Genomic DNA, 15453 nt, shown 5'->3' with positions numbered 1-15453 from the left:
CTTGACGCTTCTCGTCATGCCATCATCTCCCTGGCGTTGAGGATGGTCGCGGGTGGTGCGTTGCACCGCCCCGGCGCGTGCGGACCCGGGCGTCAGACCCGGGCAACAAGAACGGTTATCCCGCCACCCCCAAAGTCCGGAAGGACCACGTCTGATGAACATTCATGCCCCGGCGCCGGTGGGCGACGCCCCCGTCTCAAAGCCCCGCCCCTCGCGCGCAGAAGCCGAGGCCGCGATGCGCACGCTCCTGCTCTGGGCCGGCGACGACCCTGACCGCGAGGGGCTCGTCGACACGCCAGCCCGCGTGGTGCGCGCCTACGAGGAGTTCTTCTCCGGCTACGAGACCGACCCGGTGGAGATGCTCGCCCGCACCTTCGAGGAGACGGACGGGTACGACGAGATGGTCCTGCTCCGCGACATCAGGCTCGAGAGCCATTGCGAGCACCATGTCGTGCCGATCATCGGCCGCGTGCATGTCGCCTACCTGCCGCACAAGCGCGTCGTCGGCATCTCCAAGCTCGCCCGCGTCGTCGAGACCTACGCCAAGCGCCTCCAGATCCAGGAGAAGCTGACGGCGCAGATCGCCAACACGATCAACGAGGTGCTTCAGCCGAAGGGCGTCGCCGTGGTGATCGAGGCGGCACACCAGTGCATGACGACGCGCGGCATCCACAAGCCCGGCGTGTCGATGGTGACCTCGCGCATGCTCGGCGCATTCCGCGACGATGCGACGACGCGACGGGAATTCCTGACGATGATCAGCATGGGCGGCACCACCGCCAGGGCAGCCTCGGAAGCCTGATCCCGACGGGACCCTCGCCCTCAGCGAGTGGGGGCGCGCTGCGCGACGGCCGCAGCCGCCCTGCTTGCCTGCACGCCATCCTCGGCCCGACCTTGTGCCGTGGCGGCGGCATGGGACGCGGCGAGCAGTGCGATGAACGCATTCCCGTGTGTCGCGCGGTCATCCTCGAAGCTGTGCGTCGCGACCAGCGCGACGGCACCGACGAAGGCGAAGACGAAGGGGATGATCAGTCGCATCATGGCGTGCTTCACGGTCCGGTCAGGCGTTGTCGACAGCCAGCATGGTGAGCGTGTGTTTCCGCTTCGTGTCCGGGCTTCGCGGCGTTCCGGCATTGCTGCCATGCGCCCTTCGTCCCCGGCTCGGGTGCCGCTCACCGCGGCCTCCATCTCCACCACAAGATAGTCCTTCGCGACCCGCGCAGAAGTGACGCAGCGCATACGCCGGCCATACGCAAATGCCTATGCCACCGCGATCGCCTCGACCTCGATCGCGCAGCGCGCGTCGGCGAGGCCGGCGACCAGCACCTGCGTGCTCGCCGGCGGCGTGCCGGGGAACAGCGCATCGCGCCGCTCCTGCCAGGCCGCGCGCGCCGCACGCGTCGTGAGGTAGGTAGTGAGCTTCACCACGTTGCCCCAGCCGAGGCCGTGATGCGCCAGCGCCGCGGCGACATGCGCGATCACGAGGTCGGCCTGCGCGCCATAGTCGACGGGAACGGAGCCATCCGACGCGACCGGCAACTGGCCGCTGATCAGCACCCAGCGCGCCGGGCCGGCAACCTCCGCCGTCATCGAATAGCGTGCGGCAGGGGTGGGCATGCCGGGCGGGTTGGCGAAGGTGATGGTGGGCATCGGCAGCGCTCCTGAGGTTGCGCCGCCACTCTGCCAGCCCGATCAGTCGAGCCGCCAGCGTACCTCGCCGTGGAACATCCCCCAGGGAGTACGCGAGGCCGGGTCGGTGTGCATCGCGCGCGTCACCTGCCCCTCGCCGCGCACGCGGGCGTAGGGCCCGGTGCCGTCTGCGAAGGTGAGCGTCAGCCTGTGCCAGCCCCAGGTGTCGGCCCCACTCCTGATGTCGAGCCAGAGCCCCTCGCCGAAGCGGTCAGTGACGCGGCAGCTCGCTTCATCCGACAGCAGGAAGCCCTGGCCGAACTGCATGACGCCGACGCAGCGGATATCGAAGCCCGACAGCAGCGCTTCCTCCCCGCCGAGCGCGCCATCGCCATCGATGCCGCCGCGCAAGCGATAGCGGCCGGTGACCACCCCGTCAGCCCCAGGCTCGATGGCGATCCACTCGATGGCCATCGCGCCGCTGAACGGCATGGTGCCCAGGTCACGGCCGCTGGCCGGCAGCGCGGCAAGGGCTGCAACGAGGATGGCCAGCGCGCGCATGGCTACTCTCCCTCCGCGACCGAGGGGGCCAGCACCAGGCGCACCGCCATGCTGCCCTTGCCCGTCGGTCGTTCGCCGCTGAAATCCATCGCGCGAAGGGCACTGCCGGTCCCGCCATAGCCGGCGAACAGGCCGCGGCCGGCGCTGAGCTGGAAGCCAAGCTGCGTCTCGCCTGCCGTTCCCGCGGCGGAGACGACACGGGCGAAGAGCGCCGCGGCCTGCCCATTGGCGAAGCGGCACATCGCCTCCTCGCCGCCGAGGACACTTCCCGCACCCCAGGCGGCGCCGAGGCAGCTGAGCGTGAACGTGGGCAGCGAACGGTCATTGGGGAAGGCGTGGCCCTTGATCTCGTAGGTTGCGAACCAGAACCCGTCGCGATCCTCGATCCGGTTGCGCAACGCGTAGTCGAACTCCCCGGTCATGCGCACGACGGCAGGCTCCGCCGCCGTCGCATTTCCAATGCCGAGTGCTAAAAGGATCATCGCGGCGCCGCGGCGCATCGTTCGTCCCCCGTCCTAATACAGGGAAAGGCTACGGCCCGCTGTGCCTGCAAGCGTGTGACGGATGTCACACGCCACATGGTTGCTTTATTGGAACGTGATCACTCAGCCGCGCGGCAGGGCGAGGCGGATGACGCCGCGCACCGGGTCATCCACCGGCACGGGCTTGCCCTTCCGCAGGACCGCGATGCGCCCCTCGCGTGCGAGCGCCATCGCTGCCTCGCGGATCGGGTGCATGAGAAGCCGCCAGATTTTCTCGTCATTGCCCGCGAGCGCGCGCGCGACCTCGGAGGGGCAGATGCTCTTCTCCGCCCCACGCTCCGCACACAGGCGGAGGATGGTGTCGGCAAGCGTCGCGCGATCGGTACTCATTCCGTGAGCGGAAGCGTTGGCTGGGCCGGCCGCGTGTGCTGGCGGACCTGCTTCAGCCCGCTGCGGCGGCTGCCGTGCCGTTTCTGGATCGCATCGGCTGCCTGGTGATAGGCAGGGCCGCGGCGAACGCCCCAGAGGCGGCTGCGGGCCTCGCGCGCCAGCGCCTCATGGTCGCCGATCGGCGGTGGGTAGCCTGTGGCACCGCCATGCGCCCAGGGCGTGTGAACGCCAGCCCCCGTGATGGAGCGGAGCTCGGGAATCCAGCGGCGAACGAACACCCCGTCCGGGTCCTGGTCGAGCCCCTGCTTGATGGGGTTGTACATGCGGATCGTGTTCACCCCCGTCACGCCGGATTGCATCTGCACCTGGCTCCAGTGGATGCCAGGCTCGTAGTCGGTGAACAGCCGCGCGAGATGCAGGCCGACCCCGCGCCAGTCAAGCCCGAGATGCATCGCGGCCGCCGAGACGAGCATCGCGCGGGCGCGGAAGTTGAGCCAGCCCGTCTCGGTGAGGCAGCGCATGCAGGCATCGAGGAAGGGCCAGCCGGTGCGCCCGGCAGCCCAGGCCTCGAACGCCGCATCGCCAGGGCCGGCGCCCTCCAGCCCAGTATAGGCCGGGTGCAGCGCGCGCCGCTCGAGCGCGGCATCGGTCTCGATCTTCTGGATGAAGTGGCAATGCCAGGCAAGCCGTGTCAGGAAGCTGTCGATCCCCTCGCGTAACGGGCCCGTCGCGCCAGCACGTGCCGTGCGCGCGGCCTGCGCCGCCTCGCGCACCGAGATCGTTCCCCACGCGAGATGGGGTGAGAGGCGTGAGCATGCCTTCCACCCATCGAGGGGGGAGGACATCGCACGGCGATAGGGAAGCGCCCTCTGCGTGAGGAAGCTTCGGAGCAGCACGTCAGCCGCCGGCCTGCCGCCGCGCTGCCGGCCCGGACAATGATCGGGCGCGAGGCCGAGTGCGACGGGTGCCGGGATCGTTCCGGGATCGATCGCAAGAGCTGTCAGTGTCGCAGGCGGCGTTACCAGGGCAGCACGCGTGAACCGCTCCCACCGCGCGGCCCAGCCGTCACGGCTGGCGAGCGCACGGATCGCGCCGTTCTGCCGTGGCTCGTGCACGGCAATTCCCACCGCGCGAGCCCAGGCGCGCACGGCGCGGTCACGAGAGAAGTCACGCTCGCCCGTGCTCTCCTGGTGCGCGTGGATGGCAGCGACCGGGTGCGCATCGGCGATCGATCGCAGCACCTCCACCGCCTCGCCGACACGCACGACGAGAGGCTGGCCGCGTGCTGCAAGCGACGCCGAAAGATCGGCCGCACACTCGGCCTGGAACAGGAACTGCCGCGCCGAGGCCTCCGGTGCCGACCAGGCTGACGGCTCGACGATCCAGAGTGGCAGGACCGGCCCGGCGGCGGCGGCGTCCGCAAGCGCGGCGTGGTCGGATTGCCTGAGGTCGCGCTTGAACCAGACGATGGAGAGCGGCGCAGCCATCAGCGGCGAAGCATCCGCTCCAGCTGCTCAAGAAAGCTCGACGGCGAGGTCCCCTGCGGCTGGCGCGGCGGCTGGCCGGCGGCACGCTCGCGCAGCAGTGCCACGGCGCGGCCGGTCTCTGACAGGTCAAGCGCGAGCACGTCGTCCGGTGCCCCGCCCGTCACGGCGCGCGCCGGCGCCTTCAGCCGAACGAGCACACGCCGCGCCTCGACCAGTGCGGCGGCAGCGCGGCCGGCGTCCTCACTCCCCGGCAGGCATACGGCATCGCGCCCGTCGAGGACGCAGGAGAGCAGCATGGAGGGTTCGCCGTCGAAGCGGATCTCGGCGGCACCGCCGACGGCGAGCGCGCCGCGCTGTGGGTCCGACAGGGAGAGGCCGCGGGCGGTGACGGCCGGCAGCGCGGCGCCATCGCGCAGCACGACCTCGAGCGCGACGCCGATCGCCCCGGCGCGCTGCAGGTCGGGCATCTCAAGCCAGAGGCGGTGGCGCAGACCGCACTCGCCGCGGTCGGTCATCGGGTCCGCCTTGCAGGTGAGCACCCAGGTGCCGACCTGATCCTCGCTCACCGCGGGGGTGACCACCCTCGCCTGGCCGAAGGCGGGGCCAGGGGCGGCACCGGCCCCTGCGAGCATCACCGACACCAGGACCCCGAGCACAATGTTCACGCGCATGGCACTCCACCCTTCCCGCGAGGCGAGACTTACGCGCACCATATAGGCGATCGGACGGAGGATGGCATGCACAGGGTCAGCCTGCCTGATGGAACGGTGGTGCCTGCCCTTGGCCAGGGCACGTGGAAGATGGGCGAGGAACGGCAGGCCCGCCGCGCCGAGGCCGATGCGCTCCGGCTCGGCATCTCGCTCGGCCTCACCCTGATCGACACGGCCGAGATGTACGCCGAGGGCGGCGCCGAGGAGGTCGTGGCCGACGCGATCGACGGCCAGCGCGACACCGTGTTCCTCGTCTCGAAGGTCTACCCCCACAACGCCTCTCGCCGCGGGGTCGCTGCCGCCGCCGAACGCTCGCTCGGCCGTTTGCGCACCGACAGGATCGACCTCTACCTCCTGCACTGGCGCGGCGGCGTGCCGCTCGAGGAGACGGTGGCGGGGTTCGAGGACCTGGTCGATGCCGGCAAGATCCTCCGCTGGGGCGTGTCCAACCTCGACACCGAGGACATGGAGGAGCTCACAGGCTTCAAGGCCGGGCGCGGCTGCGCCACCAACCAGGTGCTCTACAACCCCGAGGCGCGGGGCATCGAGTTCGACCTGCTGCCCTGGTGTGCCGCGCGGAAGATGCCGGTGATGGCCTATTCGCCGATCGGCCAGGGCGGGCGGCTCCTGCGCAGCGCCGCCCTGCGAAGCGTGGCGGAGCGGCACGGGGCGGCGCCAGCCCAGGTCGCGATCGCCTGGGCGATGCGGCACCCTGGTCTGATCGCCATCCCCAAGGCCTCGACGCCCGCGCATGTGCGCGAGAACGCGGCGGCAGCGTCGCTCACCCTGACCGCGGAGGACCTCGCCGCGATCGACGCTGCCTTCCCGCCGCCCCAGCGGAAGCGGCCGCTGGCGATGATCTGAGCCGGGCTACGGCCAAAGCGCCAGGACCAGAGCGCTACGCGCACAGCGCTAGGGCCAGAGTCCCCTTTCCTCGAGCACCTTGAGCACCAGCGCGGAGCCGACCTGCTTCGACACGCTCTCAGGGTCATACACATGGTCGGCCACGAACCGGCCCTTGGTGTAGAGGTTCGAGAAGCTCCAGAGATACGGCGAGCGCACCCCCCTCGGGCGATAACCGAAGCCATTGAAGCTCTCGAGGGCGAGGAGCGTCTGAGGCAACGACCACGCGGTGATGCCCTTGAACTTCAACCGCACGGCATCGACGGCGCTGTCCTCCCAGCTTCCCGTGCCGTTCCAGCCCGGCGGGCGGCCGGGCGGCACGCGCGTCGTCGGGCCGGCGAGGCTGTCACCGTTGTGCAGGTGCTTGAAGAAGCTGTAGCCGCATTCGAGCCCGTGCATGATGCCGATCACCTGCCACGGCACGGTACCGCTCCGCGCGCTCACCACCTCGTAGCGCTTGCGGCCCCGGAGCATGCTGTCGGCTGCCTTCTCCACATCCGCCCGCTTTTCCGGGCGGATGCGGCACGCTGCCCAGCAGAGCGTGTAGTCCTCCGCCAACTGCGCGAGCGTGTTGCCCCTGGCGATGGGCGGCAGCCCGTCATCGCCAGGAACCGGCGGCGCCGCGGCTTGCGGTGGCGCAGCAGGGGCGGGCGCGGCGGGAGCAGGCGTTGCCTCGGGCAGTGCGGGGGCGGGCGCGGCTTCCGGCTCCACTGCCTCGAACTCCTCCACGGCAAATGCCTTGCTCGCCGCATCCGCTCGCTGCACCACCCTGTCGGCCGCGCCCTTGAACGCCTTCTGGATCAGCGGATCGAACGGGTTCACCCGCGCGGTGGCCAGCAGCGCCTCGAGCCGCATGCTCGCGGCACTGATCGCCTGCGCCGTCGCTTGCGCGTTCAGCACCGCGAGCGCGTCGAGCTGGTCCTCGATCGCCACGATCTGCTGGGCGAGCTCCTGACGGACCGCGGGGTCGGTAGCTGCCTTCCGCTGCGCGACGAGGGCCTCGCTCATCGCGTTCAGGGTCCTGCGTGCATCCTCTCCGCTCATGGTGCCCTCCCCGCCTTGAGGATCGCGATGGCGCCCGCGGCGGCGCGGGCCTGGATCAGGGCGCTGTCGGCAGACGCCGAGAGCGAGGCGAGTGCGGGCGGCGAGCCTGGGCTGCGCACCGCGGCAGCGAGCGCCGTCAGCGTGTCGGCGAGCTTGTCGAGCAGCACGACATAGTCGGCCACCAGCACCTGCGCCTCGGCCATCTGGACGAACGCACCACGCCGCGCGGCATCGTTGTCGGCAAGCGTCGTGCGCGCCGCACGCATCGGCTCGCGCGTCAAGGTTTCGTAGACGGTGGTGGATGCCGCCTGCATCACCTTGATCTGCTCGCGCACGATCGGCTCGCCTTCGAGCACGAGGCGGCGCAGCTCCTCGGCGTTCTGTGCCTGGCCCCACCGGTCGAGCAGGGGCCCGAGCTGCCTGGCGAGAGCGGCGAGCGGCAGGGCCGCGCCGCCCGTGGCCACCGTGATCAGCCCGGCGACGGAGGCCGAGAGCGTGTTGATCTGTCCCTTCGCCTCATCGACGTTCCTGCCCTCGGCCAGGATGACGAGAAGCTTGAAGTAGTCACCGACGAGCCCCATGCCGCGGCGCAGCGAGGCGGTGAGGACCGGATCGCCGACGGAGGAGAAATAGGCGGCGTTCGTCGGGTCGAACACCGTGGGCACCACGATATCGCCCTCGCGCGCCGCACCGGTGGCGACAAGCGTGCGCATGTAGGTCCGGCGTTCCGCCACCGAGAGGGTGGCGAGCATCGCATCGCTCCGTTCCGCGACCGCATCGTACGCGGCGTTGGCACGGCTCACCTGCTCCCGCGGGATGGAGGGGCCGCATGCCGCAAGTGCGAGCAGGAACCAGAGCGCGCAGCGGAGAGGCGACAGGGACTTTGGCAACGCGAACATCTCGGATCTCGGCCCTCTAGGGGCGGCCCGGTCTGACCGTCACGATCGCAGGATAGTCTCGCGATATCTGTTTTGCAAGTGCAATGTTTTGCAGGCGCGGAATGATCCGGCGGCAACAACGGCAAAGGGCGGCAGGGTTACCCCCGCCGCCCTTGCAGGCAAACAGCCTGAGCCCCTCGCGGGACCGGCCTCGGAGAGATCGTTTCAGGCGCCGTAGTACTTCACCACGCACCCATAGGGCTGCGTCACGGCCTGGGCAGGGGTGCGGCCCTCGGCAACGGCGATCATCGCATCACGGAGCCATGGCTCGGCACGCGCCACGTCCTCGACGCGCGAGGAGCGGACACTGTCGATCGCGCCCATGTAGCGAAGCATGCCCTGGCCATCGATGACGAACATGTGCGGCGTCACCGTCGCGTTGTAGGCGCGCGAGGCGACCGAGCGGGGGTCGAGCAGGACGGCCGTCGGGTTGGCTTTCCGGCTCTCCGTGAGTTCGCGGGCCTGGCCGCCGGTCACGAAGCCCTGCTCGCCCTCGGGCGAGGAGGCCATCGAGAGCCACACGATGCCGCGCTCCTTCGCAAGCGTCTGCAGCGCCTGCATGTTGCCGCTGTTGTAGTGCTTCCGCACGAACGGGCAGTCATGGTTCGTCCACTCCAGCACGACCGTCTTGCCGCGGAACTCGGAGAGGCGGCGGAGGGTGCCGTCCTGGTCAGGCAGGGCGAAGTCAGGGGCCGCCGCGCCGATGGCGGGGCCAGAACCAGAGGCGGCAAAGCCTGCGCGCGGCGCTGCGGCAAGCGCGAGGCAGGCGGCCAGCGTCGCGCGTCGTGTCAGAAGGCGCATGGTCGTCACTCCTCGGATGAAGGGTTAGGTGGACGATCCGCGTGTGGCGCCCGCGACGGGGCTGGTGGAGGCGCCGATCGCCTCGAGAACGATGCCCTCGGTCAGGATCTGCGGCAGCAGGGCCGGGGCGCCGCCGCCAGCCGGGTAATACAGGTAGAGTGGCACGCCATCGCGCTGGTGCTGCTGCAGGAGTGCGCTGATCGCCGCGTCGCCGCGCGTCCAGTCACCCACCAGCACCGCGACGTTGCGTGCGGCGAAGGCACGCTGCACAGCATCGGTCCCCAGCGCCACGCGCTCGTTCACCTTGCAGGTGATGCACCACGCCGCCGTCATGTTCACGAACACCGGCCGTCCTTCCGCCCTGAGTGCGGCGACGCGCTCGGGCGACCAGGGCTCTGCGTCGGGCAGCGAGGAGACGGATGCGACCGTCGTCGCGGGCCGCGGCACATCGACCCTGGGCAGAAGGGCGATAGCCGCGATCACGGCCGCAGCGGCGAGGCCCTGGCCGATGCGCCGGCCACGCCCGGCCACGCCCTGCGCCTGGCCGAGCGCCCAGAGGCCGAAGCCGAGCAGCACCGCGCCGCCCAGAACGAACAGCACCGCATCCGCCCCGCCCTGCTGCGCCAGCACCCAGACGAGCCAGACGCCAGCCGCATACATCGGGAAGGCAAGCCCCTGGCGCAGCCGCTGCATCCACGCGCCGGGGCGTGGCAGGTGGCGCGCCAGCCCGGGGGCGATGCCGAGCAGCGTGTAGGGCAGCGCCATGCCGACGCCGAGGGCGGCGAACACCGCAAGCGTGGCGGCGGCCGGCATCGCGAAGGCAGCGCCGATCGCCGCTGCCATGAACGGCGCGGTGCAGGGCGTGGCGACCAGCACGGCAAGCGTGCCGGTGAAGAACGCCCCGGCCTTGCCGCCCTGCGAGGCCGCCCCATGGCCGATCCCGATCGGACCGCCGACGGCGTAGACGCCCGAGAGGTTGAGGCCGACCGCGAGCATCAGCCACGCAAGCGCCGCGACGAACACGGGCGAGGTGAACTGGAACCCCCAGCCGACCGCAAGGCCTGCACCCTTAAGCGCGACGAGGCCGCCGCCGAGGGCCAGGAACGACAGCACGACGCCGGCCGTGTAGGCAGCGGCATGGCCGCGCACCTCGCCCTTCTCCGCCCCCGAGAGGCGGGCGATCGCCATCGCCTTCATCGCCAGGATCGGGAAGACGCAGGGCATCAGGTTCAGGATCAGCCCGCCCAGCACGGCGAACAGGATCGCCTGCCAAAGCGGCAGCGCAGGTGCTACCGGGACCGCCGGCATGCTCGGCACGGCCCCGGGGGCCGCAGCGACGAGGTAGGCGCTGCGCACGCCCGCCGCATCGGTGATCGCGACCAGCCCCTCGACCGAGGCGGGCACCGCTGCATGCCCGCGGGCCAGGGCAAGGGTGAGCACACCGCCGCGCACCGCCATCGCCTGCGGCGCGGCATGGTCGAGAACGCCCCAGTCGGCGGGGAAGAAGAAGGCCTCGCGCACGGCTCCGGGCACGAACGCATCGCCCGCGACCGCGATCGCCCCGCGCGCGCCATCGAAGCCCAGCGACACCTGGAACGGCGAGGGTCGCGGCAACGCAGCCTCGGCTGCCCGCATCATCTCCACCGTCGCCGCGGCAGGACGGGCGACGTCAGCGACCGGCAGGTCGAGGCGGAACACGCCTTCCTCGGGAATGCAGATCTTCTCGCAGACGAGCCAGGCGCCGCTGGCCTCGACCGTGAAGGTGTCGCCGGGGCGGAGCGTTGCCGGCGGCGTCACCGTCACGGGGAACAGGACCTCGTTCTCGTAGCCGAAATTCACCAGCGGGCCGTAGGGGATGCGGTCAGGCGTCGGGAAGGCGAGCGGGGAGGCCGCCGCACCCTCGGGCAGGGTGAACGACACCTCCGGCGGCTGGCCGGCGTCACCTGGGTTGGTCCAGTAGGTATGCCAGCCGGGGGCGAGGCGCTGGCGGAGTGCGATGCGGAAGGGCTGGCCCGGCGCCACGGCCTCGACACCGGAGACGACGGTCACGGTCGCGCGCGGCGATGTCACGGGTGCCGTCTCGACCGCCGCAGCGAGTGCGGGGGCGAGGAGCAGCGCGAGCAGGGTGAGCGACCGCAGCATCAAGGGGACAGTTAGCGCACGCGCCCTGGGGATCAACCTGACGATCGCGTCAAATCGTTGTCCGAACGAGCCGGCAGGCGAAAAACCCGTCCATCCCGCCGCGCTCGGGCCAGAAGGCAGGCGTGGTGCGCAGCGACCCATCTGCCGTCAGCGCCTGCGATAGGCCATCGAGCTCCGCCGCCGTGAAGGGCTCGCGCCGGAGCGCCACCCCAGAGGCCAGCGCGCGGGCGACCGCGCCTTCGCCTTCCGCCGCCTCGAGGCTGCATACGGCATAGATCAGCCGCCCCCCCGGCCGGAGCATGCGCGCGGCGGCGGCGAGCAGCGCATCCTGCGCCGGGGCGAGGGCGGCCACATCCTGCACGCGCTTGACGCGTGCGATGTCGGGGTGGCGGCGGATCGTTCCCGTCGCGGTGCAGGGGGCGTCGAGCAGCACGGCGTCGAACGGGGCTGGTGGTTCCCAGGCGGCGGCATCGGCGACGACGATCTCGGCGCTGAGCCCGAGTCGGGCGAGGTTCTCGCCGATGCGCCCAGCGCGGTCAGGCGCGCGCTCGACGGCCGTCACCTCCGCCCCCGCGGCGGCAAGCTGCGCGGTCTTGCCACCGGGGGCTGCGCAGAGATCAGCGACGCGCTCGCCCGGCCGCACCGCCAGCAGGCGCGCGGGAAGTGCGGCGGCAGCGTCCTGCACCCACCAGGCGCCCTCGGCGAAGCCGGGAAGGTCGGGCACCGGTGGGTGATCGGCCGCCAGGCGCAGCGTTCCGGTCGGCAGCAGCGAGGCGCCAAGGCGTGCGGACCAGCCGGCGCCATCGAGGCCTGGCTTGAGGGTTACGTCGAGCGGCGCCTCCGCCACGTGGGCGGCCGCGATCGCCCGCGCCCCGGCCGCACCATAGGCTGCGTGCCAGGACTGCCACAGCCAGTCGGGCGTATCGAGGCGAGGGCCATCGAGGCCGGCAAGCGCCGCCTGCCCGGCTTCCGCCACCCGCCGCAACACGGCATTGGCAAGCCCCGCGAAACTGTCGCCCTTCGGCAGGGTGCGCACGGCGGCCACCGTCTCGCCCACCGCCGCATGCGGCTGTGTTCCGAGGAACAGGATCTGCGCCGCCCCTGCCCTGAGCGCGTGGCGCACGGCATCGGGCGGAGCGCGACGGAGATAGGGTTCCAGCACGGCATCGAGGGTGCCGAGGCGCCGCAGCACGGTGGCGGCGATCAGGTGCGCGAAGCCACGGTCGCGGCCCGGCATCGCGGCCATCGCGCCGAGGGCTTCGTCGAGCGTCCGCCGCCGGCCGAGAACGGCCTCGAGCAGCAGGATGGCCTCGCGGCGCGCGCCGGCGCCGGGTGAGTTCTTGTCCACGGGGGTCTTCATGCGGCCATTCATGGCGCGGCGGGACGATCGCGGCTAGAAGGCCCGCGCATGGCCGCCACCCACCCCGCCCAGCACGACCTGCTCGCCCCAGACCTGCTTGACCGCATCCTCGGCACGCGACGGCCGACGCTGCTCGTGCTGCTGGTGTGCCTCGCCGCCTTCCTTCCGGGGTTCTTCTCGCTTCCCCCGTCCGACCGTGACGAGAGCCGCTTCGCCCAGGCGAGCAAGCAGATGCTCGAGACGGGCGATTTCGTCGCAATCCGCTTCGGCGACGTGGCACGGAACAAGAAGCCCGTCGGCATTCACTGGGCGCAGGCGGCATCGGTGACGGCGGCGACCTCCCTCGGCCTCGCCACGCCGACGACGATCTGGCCCTACCGCCTCCCGTCCCTCCTCGGCGGCATCGCGGCTGCGCTAGGCACGCTCTGGCTCGGAGCCGCCATCGTCGGGCAGCGTGCCGCGCTGCTGGCTGCTCTCGCCCTGCCGCTGGCCGTCGTCGTGGTGGTCGAGACGCACATCGCCAAGACCGATGCGGCACTGCTAGGCGTCATCGCGGTGATGATGGGGCTGTTCGCCCGCGCCTACCTCTCACCGGCGACGTTCACGCCAGCGTCTGCCGCCGGCTTCTGGATCGCGCTTGGCGTGGGCGGGCTGCTGAAGGGACCGGTTGCGCCGATGGTCGCGGGGCTGGCGGCGCTCGCGCTCTGGGTGGCCGACCGCCGCGCCGGCCGGCCGCGCGGCTGGGCCGGGGCGCTGCGCGCCGCCTGGGGGCTGCCACTCGCGCTCCTGATCGTCACGCCCTGGGCGGTGCTGATCTGGATCGCGACCGACGGCGCCTTCTTCACCGACGCCATCACCGGCGACCTCGGCGGCAAGGTGGCGGGGGCAGACGAAGCCCATGGCGGGCCGCCCGGCTATCACCTGCTGCTCGCCTCGCTCACGCTATTCCCCTTGGGCATCGTCGTGCTGCGGGCGATCCCTGGCACATGGGCCACCCGCACCGCGCCAGCGGTACGCGTGCTGCTCGCCTGGATCATCCCGACCTGGATCGTGTTCGAGTTGCTGCCGACAAAGCTGCCGCACTACGTCTCGGTCACCTTCCCAGCAGTGCTGATGCTGGCCTCCGCCTGGCTGCTCGACCCAGCCCGGCGCGAGCCGCCGCGCTGGCTTGCGCGCGCCTCGGCCGTGCTCTGGTTCGTCGCACTCGCGGTGCTCGCGGCACTCGCCATCGCCGTGCCGATCGCTGCGCGCAGCTTCACCTGGGGAAGCCCGATCGTGCTCGCCGCCGCCGCCGTGCTTGCCTGGGCGGGGTGGACGGCGCTCAGAAGCTGCGACCTCCGTCGCCTCGTCGCCGCCGGCCTGGTCCTCTCACCTGTGGTGACGGGTGCGCTGCTGCAAGGCGTTCTGCCGCGGGCGGAGGCGTTCTGGATCGCCCCGCGCGTGGCAGCGGCGCTGGAGGCGCATTGGCAGGGCAACCGCCCGCCAGCGTCGGAGCGGCCCTTCGCGACCGCAGGGTTTCACGAACCCTCGCTCGTGTTCCTCGCCGGCACCGACACGCGGCTGATTGCGAACGGCCAGGCGGCGGCGCAGCATCTGGCCGAGCGGCCACGCGGCCTCGTGCTGGTGCGTGAACGCTACCAGGCGGCATTCATGGCGGAAGCGGCGCGGCTCGGCGTCACGCCGCGGGCGGTCACGACCATCAGCGGCCTCAACTACAGCCGCGGGCAGAGGCTGACGCTGGTGCTCTACGCGAGGGATTAGGCCCCCGAACGGGGCACCGAGCCGCCGACGCGGCGTGCGGTGGCCGGCGGCGGGGCGGGAGGCGCCATCGTTCCCCACTCGAGTGCGAGCTTCTCCAGCGCCGCGACCCGGTTCTCCGTCGCCGGATGAGTGGAGAACAGGTTGTCCATCCGCGCGCCGGAGAGGGGGTTCACGATCCAGAGATGCGCAGTCGCCGGGTTGGCCTCGGCGTGGTGGTTCTCGATCCGCTTGGCGTAGTTCTGCAGCGACAGCAGCGCCGAGGCGAGGCCGCGCGGGTCACCGGCGATCTGCGCGCCGATCTTGTCGGCCTCGTACTCGCGCGAGCGGCTGATTGCCATCTGCACGATCATCGCGGCCATCGGCGCGATGATGAGCATCGCCAGCATCACGATCGGGTTCGGCCGGTTCTCGCCCGATCCGCCGCGGAAGAAGAAGCCGAACTGCGCGAGCATCGAGATCGCGCCCGCGATCGTCGCCGTCACGGTCATGATCAGCGTATCGCGGTTGCGGATATGGGCGAGCTCATGCGCCACCACGCCGGCCACCTCCTCCTCCGACAGCCGCGTCAGCAGGCCGGTGTTGACCGCCACCGCCGCGTTCTGCGGATTGCGGCCGGTGGCGAAGGCGTTCGGCTGGTCCTCCTCGATCACGTAGAGCTTGGGCATCGGGATGCCGGCGCGCTGCGACAGCGCCTCCGTCATCGCGAACAGCCTTGGCGCGTCCTGCGGCCCGATCTGCCGCGCGTTGTGCATCCGCAGCACGATCTTGTCGCTGTTCCAGTAGGCGAAGATGTTCATGCCGCCGGCGACGACCAGCGCGATGATCATCCCCTGCTCACCGCCGATCGCGAGGCCGGCGACGCCGAACAGCGCGGTGAGGCCGGCAAGCAGGATGGCTGTCTTGACGTAGCCCGACATGCGGCAGATCCCCCGAACCGATGACGCGATGGTCGTGTCCCGTTGCGGGTATATCAGGCCTGCGACCGCTTGGCACAAAGCCGGCACGCATCACATCTGCCCCATGAGCACCGACGAGAAGGCCACCCCGAAGCCAGCCCCAACCCTCCCGGCGGCCGACGCGCCGAGGCCGCCGCCAGCGAAGGAGGTCGGCGGCCCCAAGGGGCCGGAGCCTACCCGCTACGGCGATTGGGAGCAGAAGGGCCGCTGCACGGACTTCTGAACCTATTGATTTCGTAGAGTTTTTTGGCTGCGAACTTGGGGTGGTCGCGGAATGAGAACACGCTTG

General features: G+C 71.1%; 17 protein-coding genes. 4 read left to right on the top strand and 13 right to left on the bottom strand.

Features of this window, described 5'->3' with window-relative positions:
* The first annotated feature begins 154 nt into the window (after positions 1-154).
* Complete coding sequence (folE, locus tag Q0C38_RS18835; RefSeq protein WP_291298668.1) at positions 155-802, top strand: GTP cyclohydrolase I FolE; 648 nt, start codon at positions 155-157, stop codon at positions 800-802.
* A 20-nt stretch (positions 803-822) separates the two neighbouring features.
* Here the strand turns inward: folE and Q0C38_RS18830 are convergent, their stop codons facing one another.
* The 7 genes from Q0C38_RS18830 to Q0C38_RS18800 all read right to left on the bottom strand — a co-directional run bounded on the left by Q0C38_RS18830 (position 823) and on the right by Q0C38_RS18800 (position 5220).
* On the bottom strand, positions 823-1038 hold the full coding sequence (locus tag Q0C38_RS18830) for a hypothetical protein (RefSeq protein WP_291298667.1): 216 nt from the start codon (positions 1036-1038) through the stop codon (positions 823-825).
* Between the two features lie 222 nt (positions 1039-1260).
* Entirely contained in the window at positions 1261-1650 is a 390-nt protein-coding gene (locus tag Q0C38_RS18825) for a RidA family protein (protein WP_291298666.1), read from the bottom strand.
* Between the two features lie 42 nt (positions 1651-1692).
* Positions 1693-2190, bottom strand: a complete 498-nt coding sequence (locus Q0C38_RS18820; protein ID WP_291298665.1) for a hypothetical protein — start codon at positions 2188-2190, stop codon at positions 1693-1695.
* Between the two features lie 2 nt (positions 2191-2192).
* Positions 2193-2690: a hypothetical protein gene (locus Q0C38_RS18815; RefSeq protein ID WP_291298664.1), complete on the bottom strand. Its 498-nt coding sequence runs from the start codon at positions 2688-2690 to the stop codon at positions 2193-2195.
* A 105-nt stretch (positions 2691-2795) separates the two neighbouring features.
* Entirely contained in the window at positions 2796-3062 is a 267-nt protein-coding gene (locus Q0C38_RS18810; protein ID WP_291298663.1) for a DUF3253 domain-containing protein, read from the bottom strand.
* A complete protein-coding gene (locus Q0C38_RS18805; protein WP_291298662.1) occupies positions 3059-4549 on the bottom strand; it encodes a cryptochrome/deoxyribodipyrimidine photo-lyase family protein in 1491 nt (496 codons plus the stop codon). Before Q0C38_RS18805 ends, Q0C38_RS18810 begins: the two co-directional genes overlap by 4 nt.
* Positions 4549-5220: a hypothetical protein gene (locus tag Q0C38_RS18800; protein WP_291298661.1), complete on the bottom strand. Its 672-nt coding sequence runs from the start codon at positions 5218-5220 to the stop codon at positions 4549-4551. Before Q0C38_RS18800 ends, Q0C38_RS18805 begins: the two co-directional genes overlap by 1 nt.
* 66 nt (positions 5221-5286) lie before the next feature.
* Between Q0C38_RS18800 and Q0C38_RS18795 the strand changes: the two genes are divergently transcribed.
* Positions 5287-6123: an aldo/keto reductase gene (locus tag Q0C38_RS18795; RefSeq protein ID WP_291298660.1), complete on the top strand. Its 837-nt coding sequence runs from the start codon at positions 5287-5289 to the stop codon at positions 6121-6123.
* Positions 6124-6171: 48 nt separating this feature from the next.
* On the opposite strand, the gene Q0C38_RS18790 is transcribed toward Q0C38_RS18795, so the two are convergent.
* From Q0C38_RS18790 to Q0C38_RS18770, 5 genes are all read right to left on the bottom strand, one after another.
* Positions 6172-7170, bottom strand: coding sequence for a hypothetical protein (locus Q0C38_RS18790; protein WP_291298659.1), 999 nt, complete (start codon positions 7168-7170; stop codon positions 6172-6174).
* Positions 7171-7202: 32 nt separating this feature from the next.
* Entirely contained in the window at positions 7203-8105 is a 903-nt protein-coding gene (locus tag Q0C38_RS18785; RefSeq protein ID WP_291298658.1) for a hypothetical protein, read from the bottom strand.
* Positions 8106-8309: 204 nt separating this feature from the next.
* A complete protein-coding gene (locus Q0C38_RS18780) occupies positions 8310-8945 on the bottom strand; it encodes a redoxin domain-containing protein (protein WP_291298657.1) in 636 nt (211 codons plus the stop codon).
* 24 nt (positions 8946-8969) lie between these two features.
* Entirely contained in the window at positions 8970-11087 is a 2118-nt protein-coding gene (locus Q0C38_RS18775; protein ID WP_291298656.1) for a protein-disulfide reductase DsbD, read from the bottom strand.
* A 49-nt stretch (positions 11088-11136) separates the two neighbouring features.
* Positions 11137-12447, bottom strand: a complete 1311-nt coding sequence (locus Q0C38_RS18770; protein ID WP_291298655.1) for an RsmB/NOP family class I SAM-dependent RNA methyltransferase — start codon at positions 12445-12447, stop codon at positions 11137-11139.
* 48 nt (positions 12448-12495) lie between these two features.
* Between Q0C38_RS18770 and Q0C38_RS18765 the strand changes: the two genes are divergently transcribed.
* Positions 12496-14208 carry a glycosyltransferase family 39 protein gene (locus tag Q0C38_RS18765; protein ID WP_291298654.1) on the top strand — a complete coding sequence of 571 codons (1713 nt, stop codon included), beginning with the start codon at positions 12496-12498 and terminating at the stop codon, positions 14206-14208.
* Here Q0C38_RS18765 and htpX read toward each other — a convergent pair.
* On the bottom strand, positions 14205-15125 hold the full coding sequence (htpX, locus tag Q0C38_RS18760; protein ID WP_291298653.1) for a zinc metalloprotease HtpX: 921 nt from the start codon (positions 15123-15125) through the stop codon (positions 14205-14207). The two genes, Q0C38_RS18765 and htpX, sit on opposite strands and share 4 nt — an antisense overlap.
* Here htpX and Q0C38_RS23340 point away from each other — a divergent pair.
* Positions 15124-15387, top strand: coding sequence for a DUF1674 domain-containing protein (locus tag Q0C38_RS23340; protein ID WP_408870048.1), 264 nt, complete (start codon positions 15124-15126; stop codon positions 15385-15387). The two genes, htpX and Q0C38_RS23340, sit on opposite strands and share 2 nt — an antisense overlap.
* The last annotated feature ends 66 nt before the right edge of the window (positions 15388-15453 follow it).

The organism is Elioraea sp. (assembly GCF_022842375.1).
In the GTDB taxonomy this organism is placed as follows: Bacteria; Pseudomonadota; Alphaproteobacteria; order Acetobacterales; family Acetobacteraceae; genus Elioraea_A.
This window is presented reverse-complemented; position numbering and strand designations above follow the sequence as displayed.

Coding starts and splice junctions, on each gene's coding strand:
- Q0C38_RS18815 (WP_291298664.1), bottom strand. CDS start 2,690: ATGCGCCGCGGCGCCGCGATGATCCTTTTAGCACTCGGCATTGGAAAT.
- htpX (WP_291298653.1), bottom strand. CDS start 15,125: ATGTCGGGCTACGTCAAGACAGCCATCCTGCTTGCCGGCCTCACCGCG.
- Q0C38_RS18810 (WP_291298663.1), bottom strand. CDS start 3,062: ATGAGTACCGATCGCGCGACGCTTGCCGACACCATCCTCCGCCTGTGT.
- Q0C38_RS18775 (WP_291298656.1), bottom strand. CDS start 11,087: ATGCTGCGGTCGCTCACCCTGCTCGCGCTGCTCCTCGCCCCCGCACTC.
- Q0C38_RS18790 (WP_291298659.1), bottom strand. CDS start 7,170: ATGAGCGAGGCCCTCGTCGCGCAGCGGAAGGCAGCTACCGACCCCGCG.
- Q0C38_RS18795 (WP_291298660.1), top strand. CDS start 5,287: ATGCACAGGGTCAGCCTGCCTGATGGAACGGTGGTGCCTGCCCTTGGC.
- Q0C38_RS18805 (WP_291298662.1), bottom strand. CDS start 4,549: ATGGCTGCGCCGCTCTCCATCGTCTGGTTCAAGCGCGACCTCAGGCAA.
- Q0C38_RS18780 (WP_291298657.1), bottom strand. CDS start 8,945: ATGCGCCTTCTGACACGACGCGCGACGCTGGCCGCCTGCCTCGCGCTT.
- Q0C38_RS18770 (WP_291298655.1), bottom strand. CDS start 12,447: ATGAAGACCCCCGTGGACAAGAACTCACCCGGCGCCGGCGCGCGCCGC.
- Q0C38_RS18825 (WP_291298666.1), bottom strand. CDS start 1,650: ATGCCCACCATCACCTTCGCCAACCCGCCCGGCATGCCCACCCCTGCC.
- Q0C38_RS18785 (WP_291298658.1), bottom strand. CDS start 8,105: ATGTTCGCGTTGCCAAAGTCCCTGTCGCCTCTCCGCTGCGCGCTCTGG.
- Q0C38_RS18830 (WP_291298667.1), bottom strand. CDS start 1,038: ATGCGACTGATCATCCCCTTCGTCTTCGCCTTCGTCGGTGCCGTCGCG.
- Q0C38_RS23340 (WP_408870048.1), top strand. CDS start 15,124: ATGCGGCAGATCCCCCGAACCGATGACGCGATGGTCGTGTCCCGTTGC.
- folE (WP_291298668.1), top strand. CDS start 155: ATGAACATTCATGCCCCGGCGCCGGTGGGCGACGCCCCCGTCTCAAAG.
- Q0C38_RS18765 (WP_291298654.1), top strand. CDS start 12,496: ATGGCCGCCACCCACCCCGCCCAGCACGACCTGCTCGCCCCAGACCTG.
- Q0C38_RS18820 (WP_291298665.1), bottom strand. CDS start 2,190: ATGCGCGCGCTGGCCATCCTCGTTGCAGCCCTTGCCGCGCTGCCGGCC.
- Q0C38_RS18800 (WP_291298661.1), bottom strand. CDS start 5,220: ATGCGCGTGAACATTGTGCTCGGGGTCCTGGTGTCGGTGATGCTCGCA.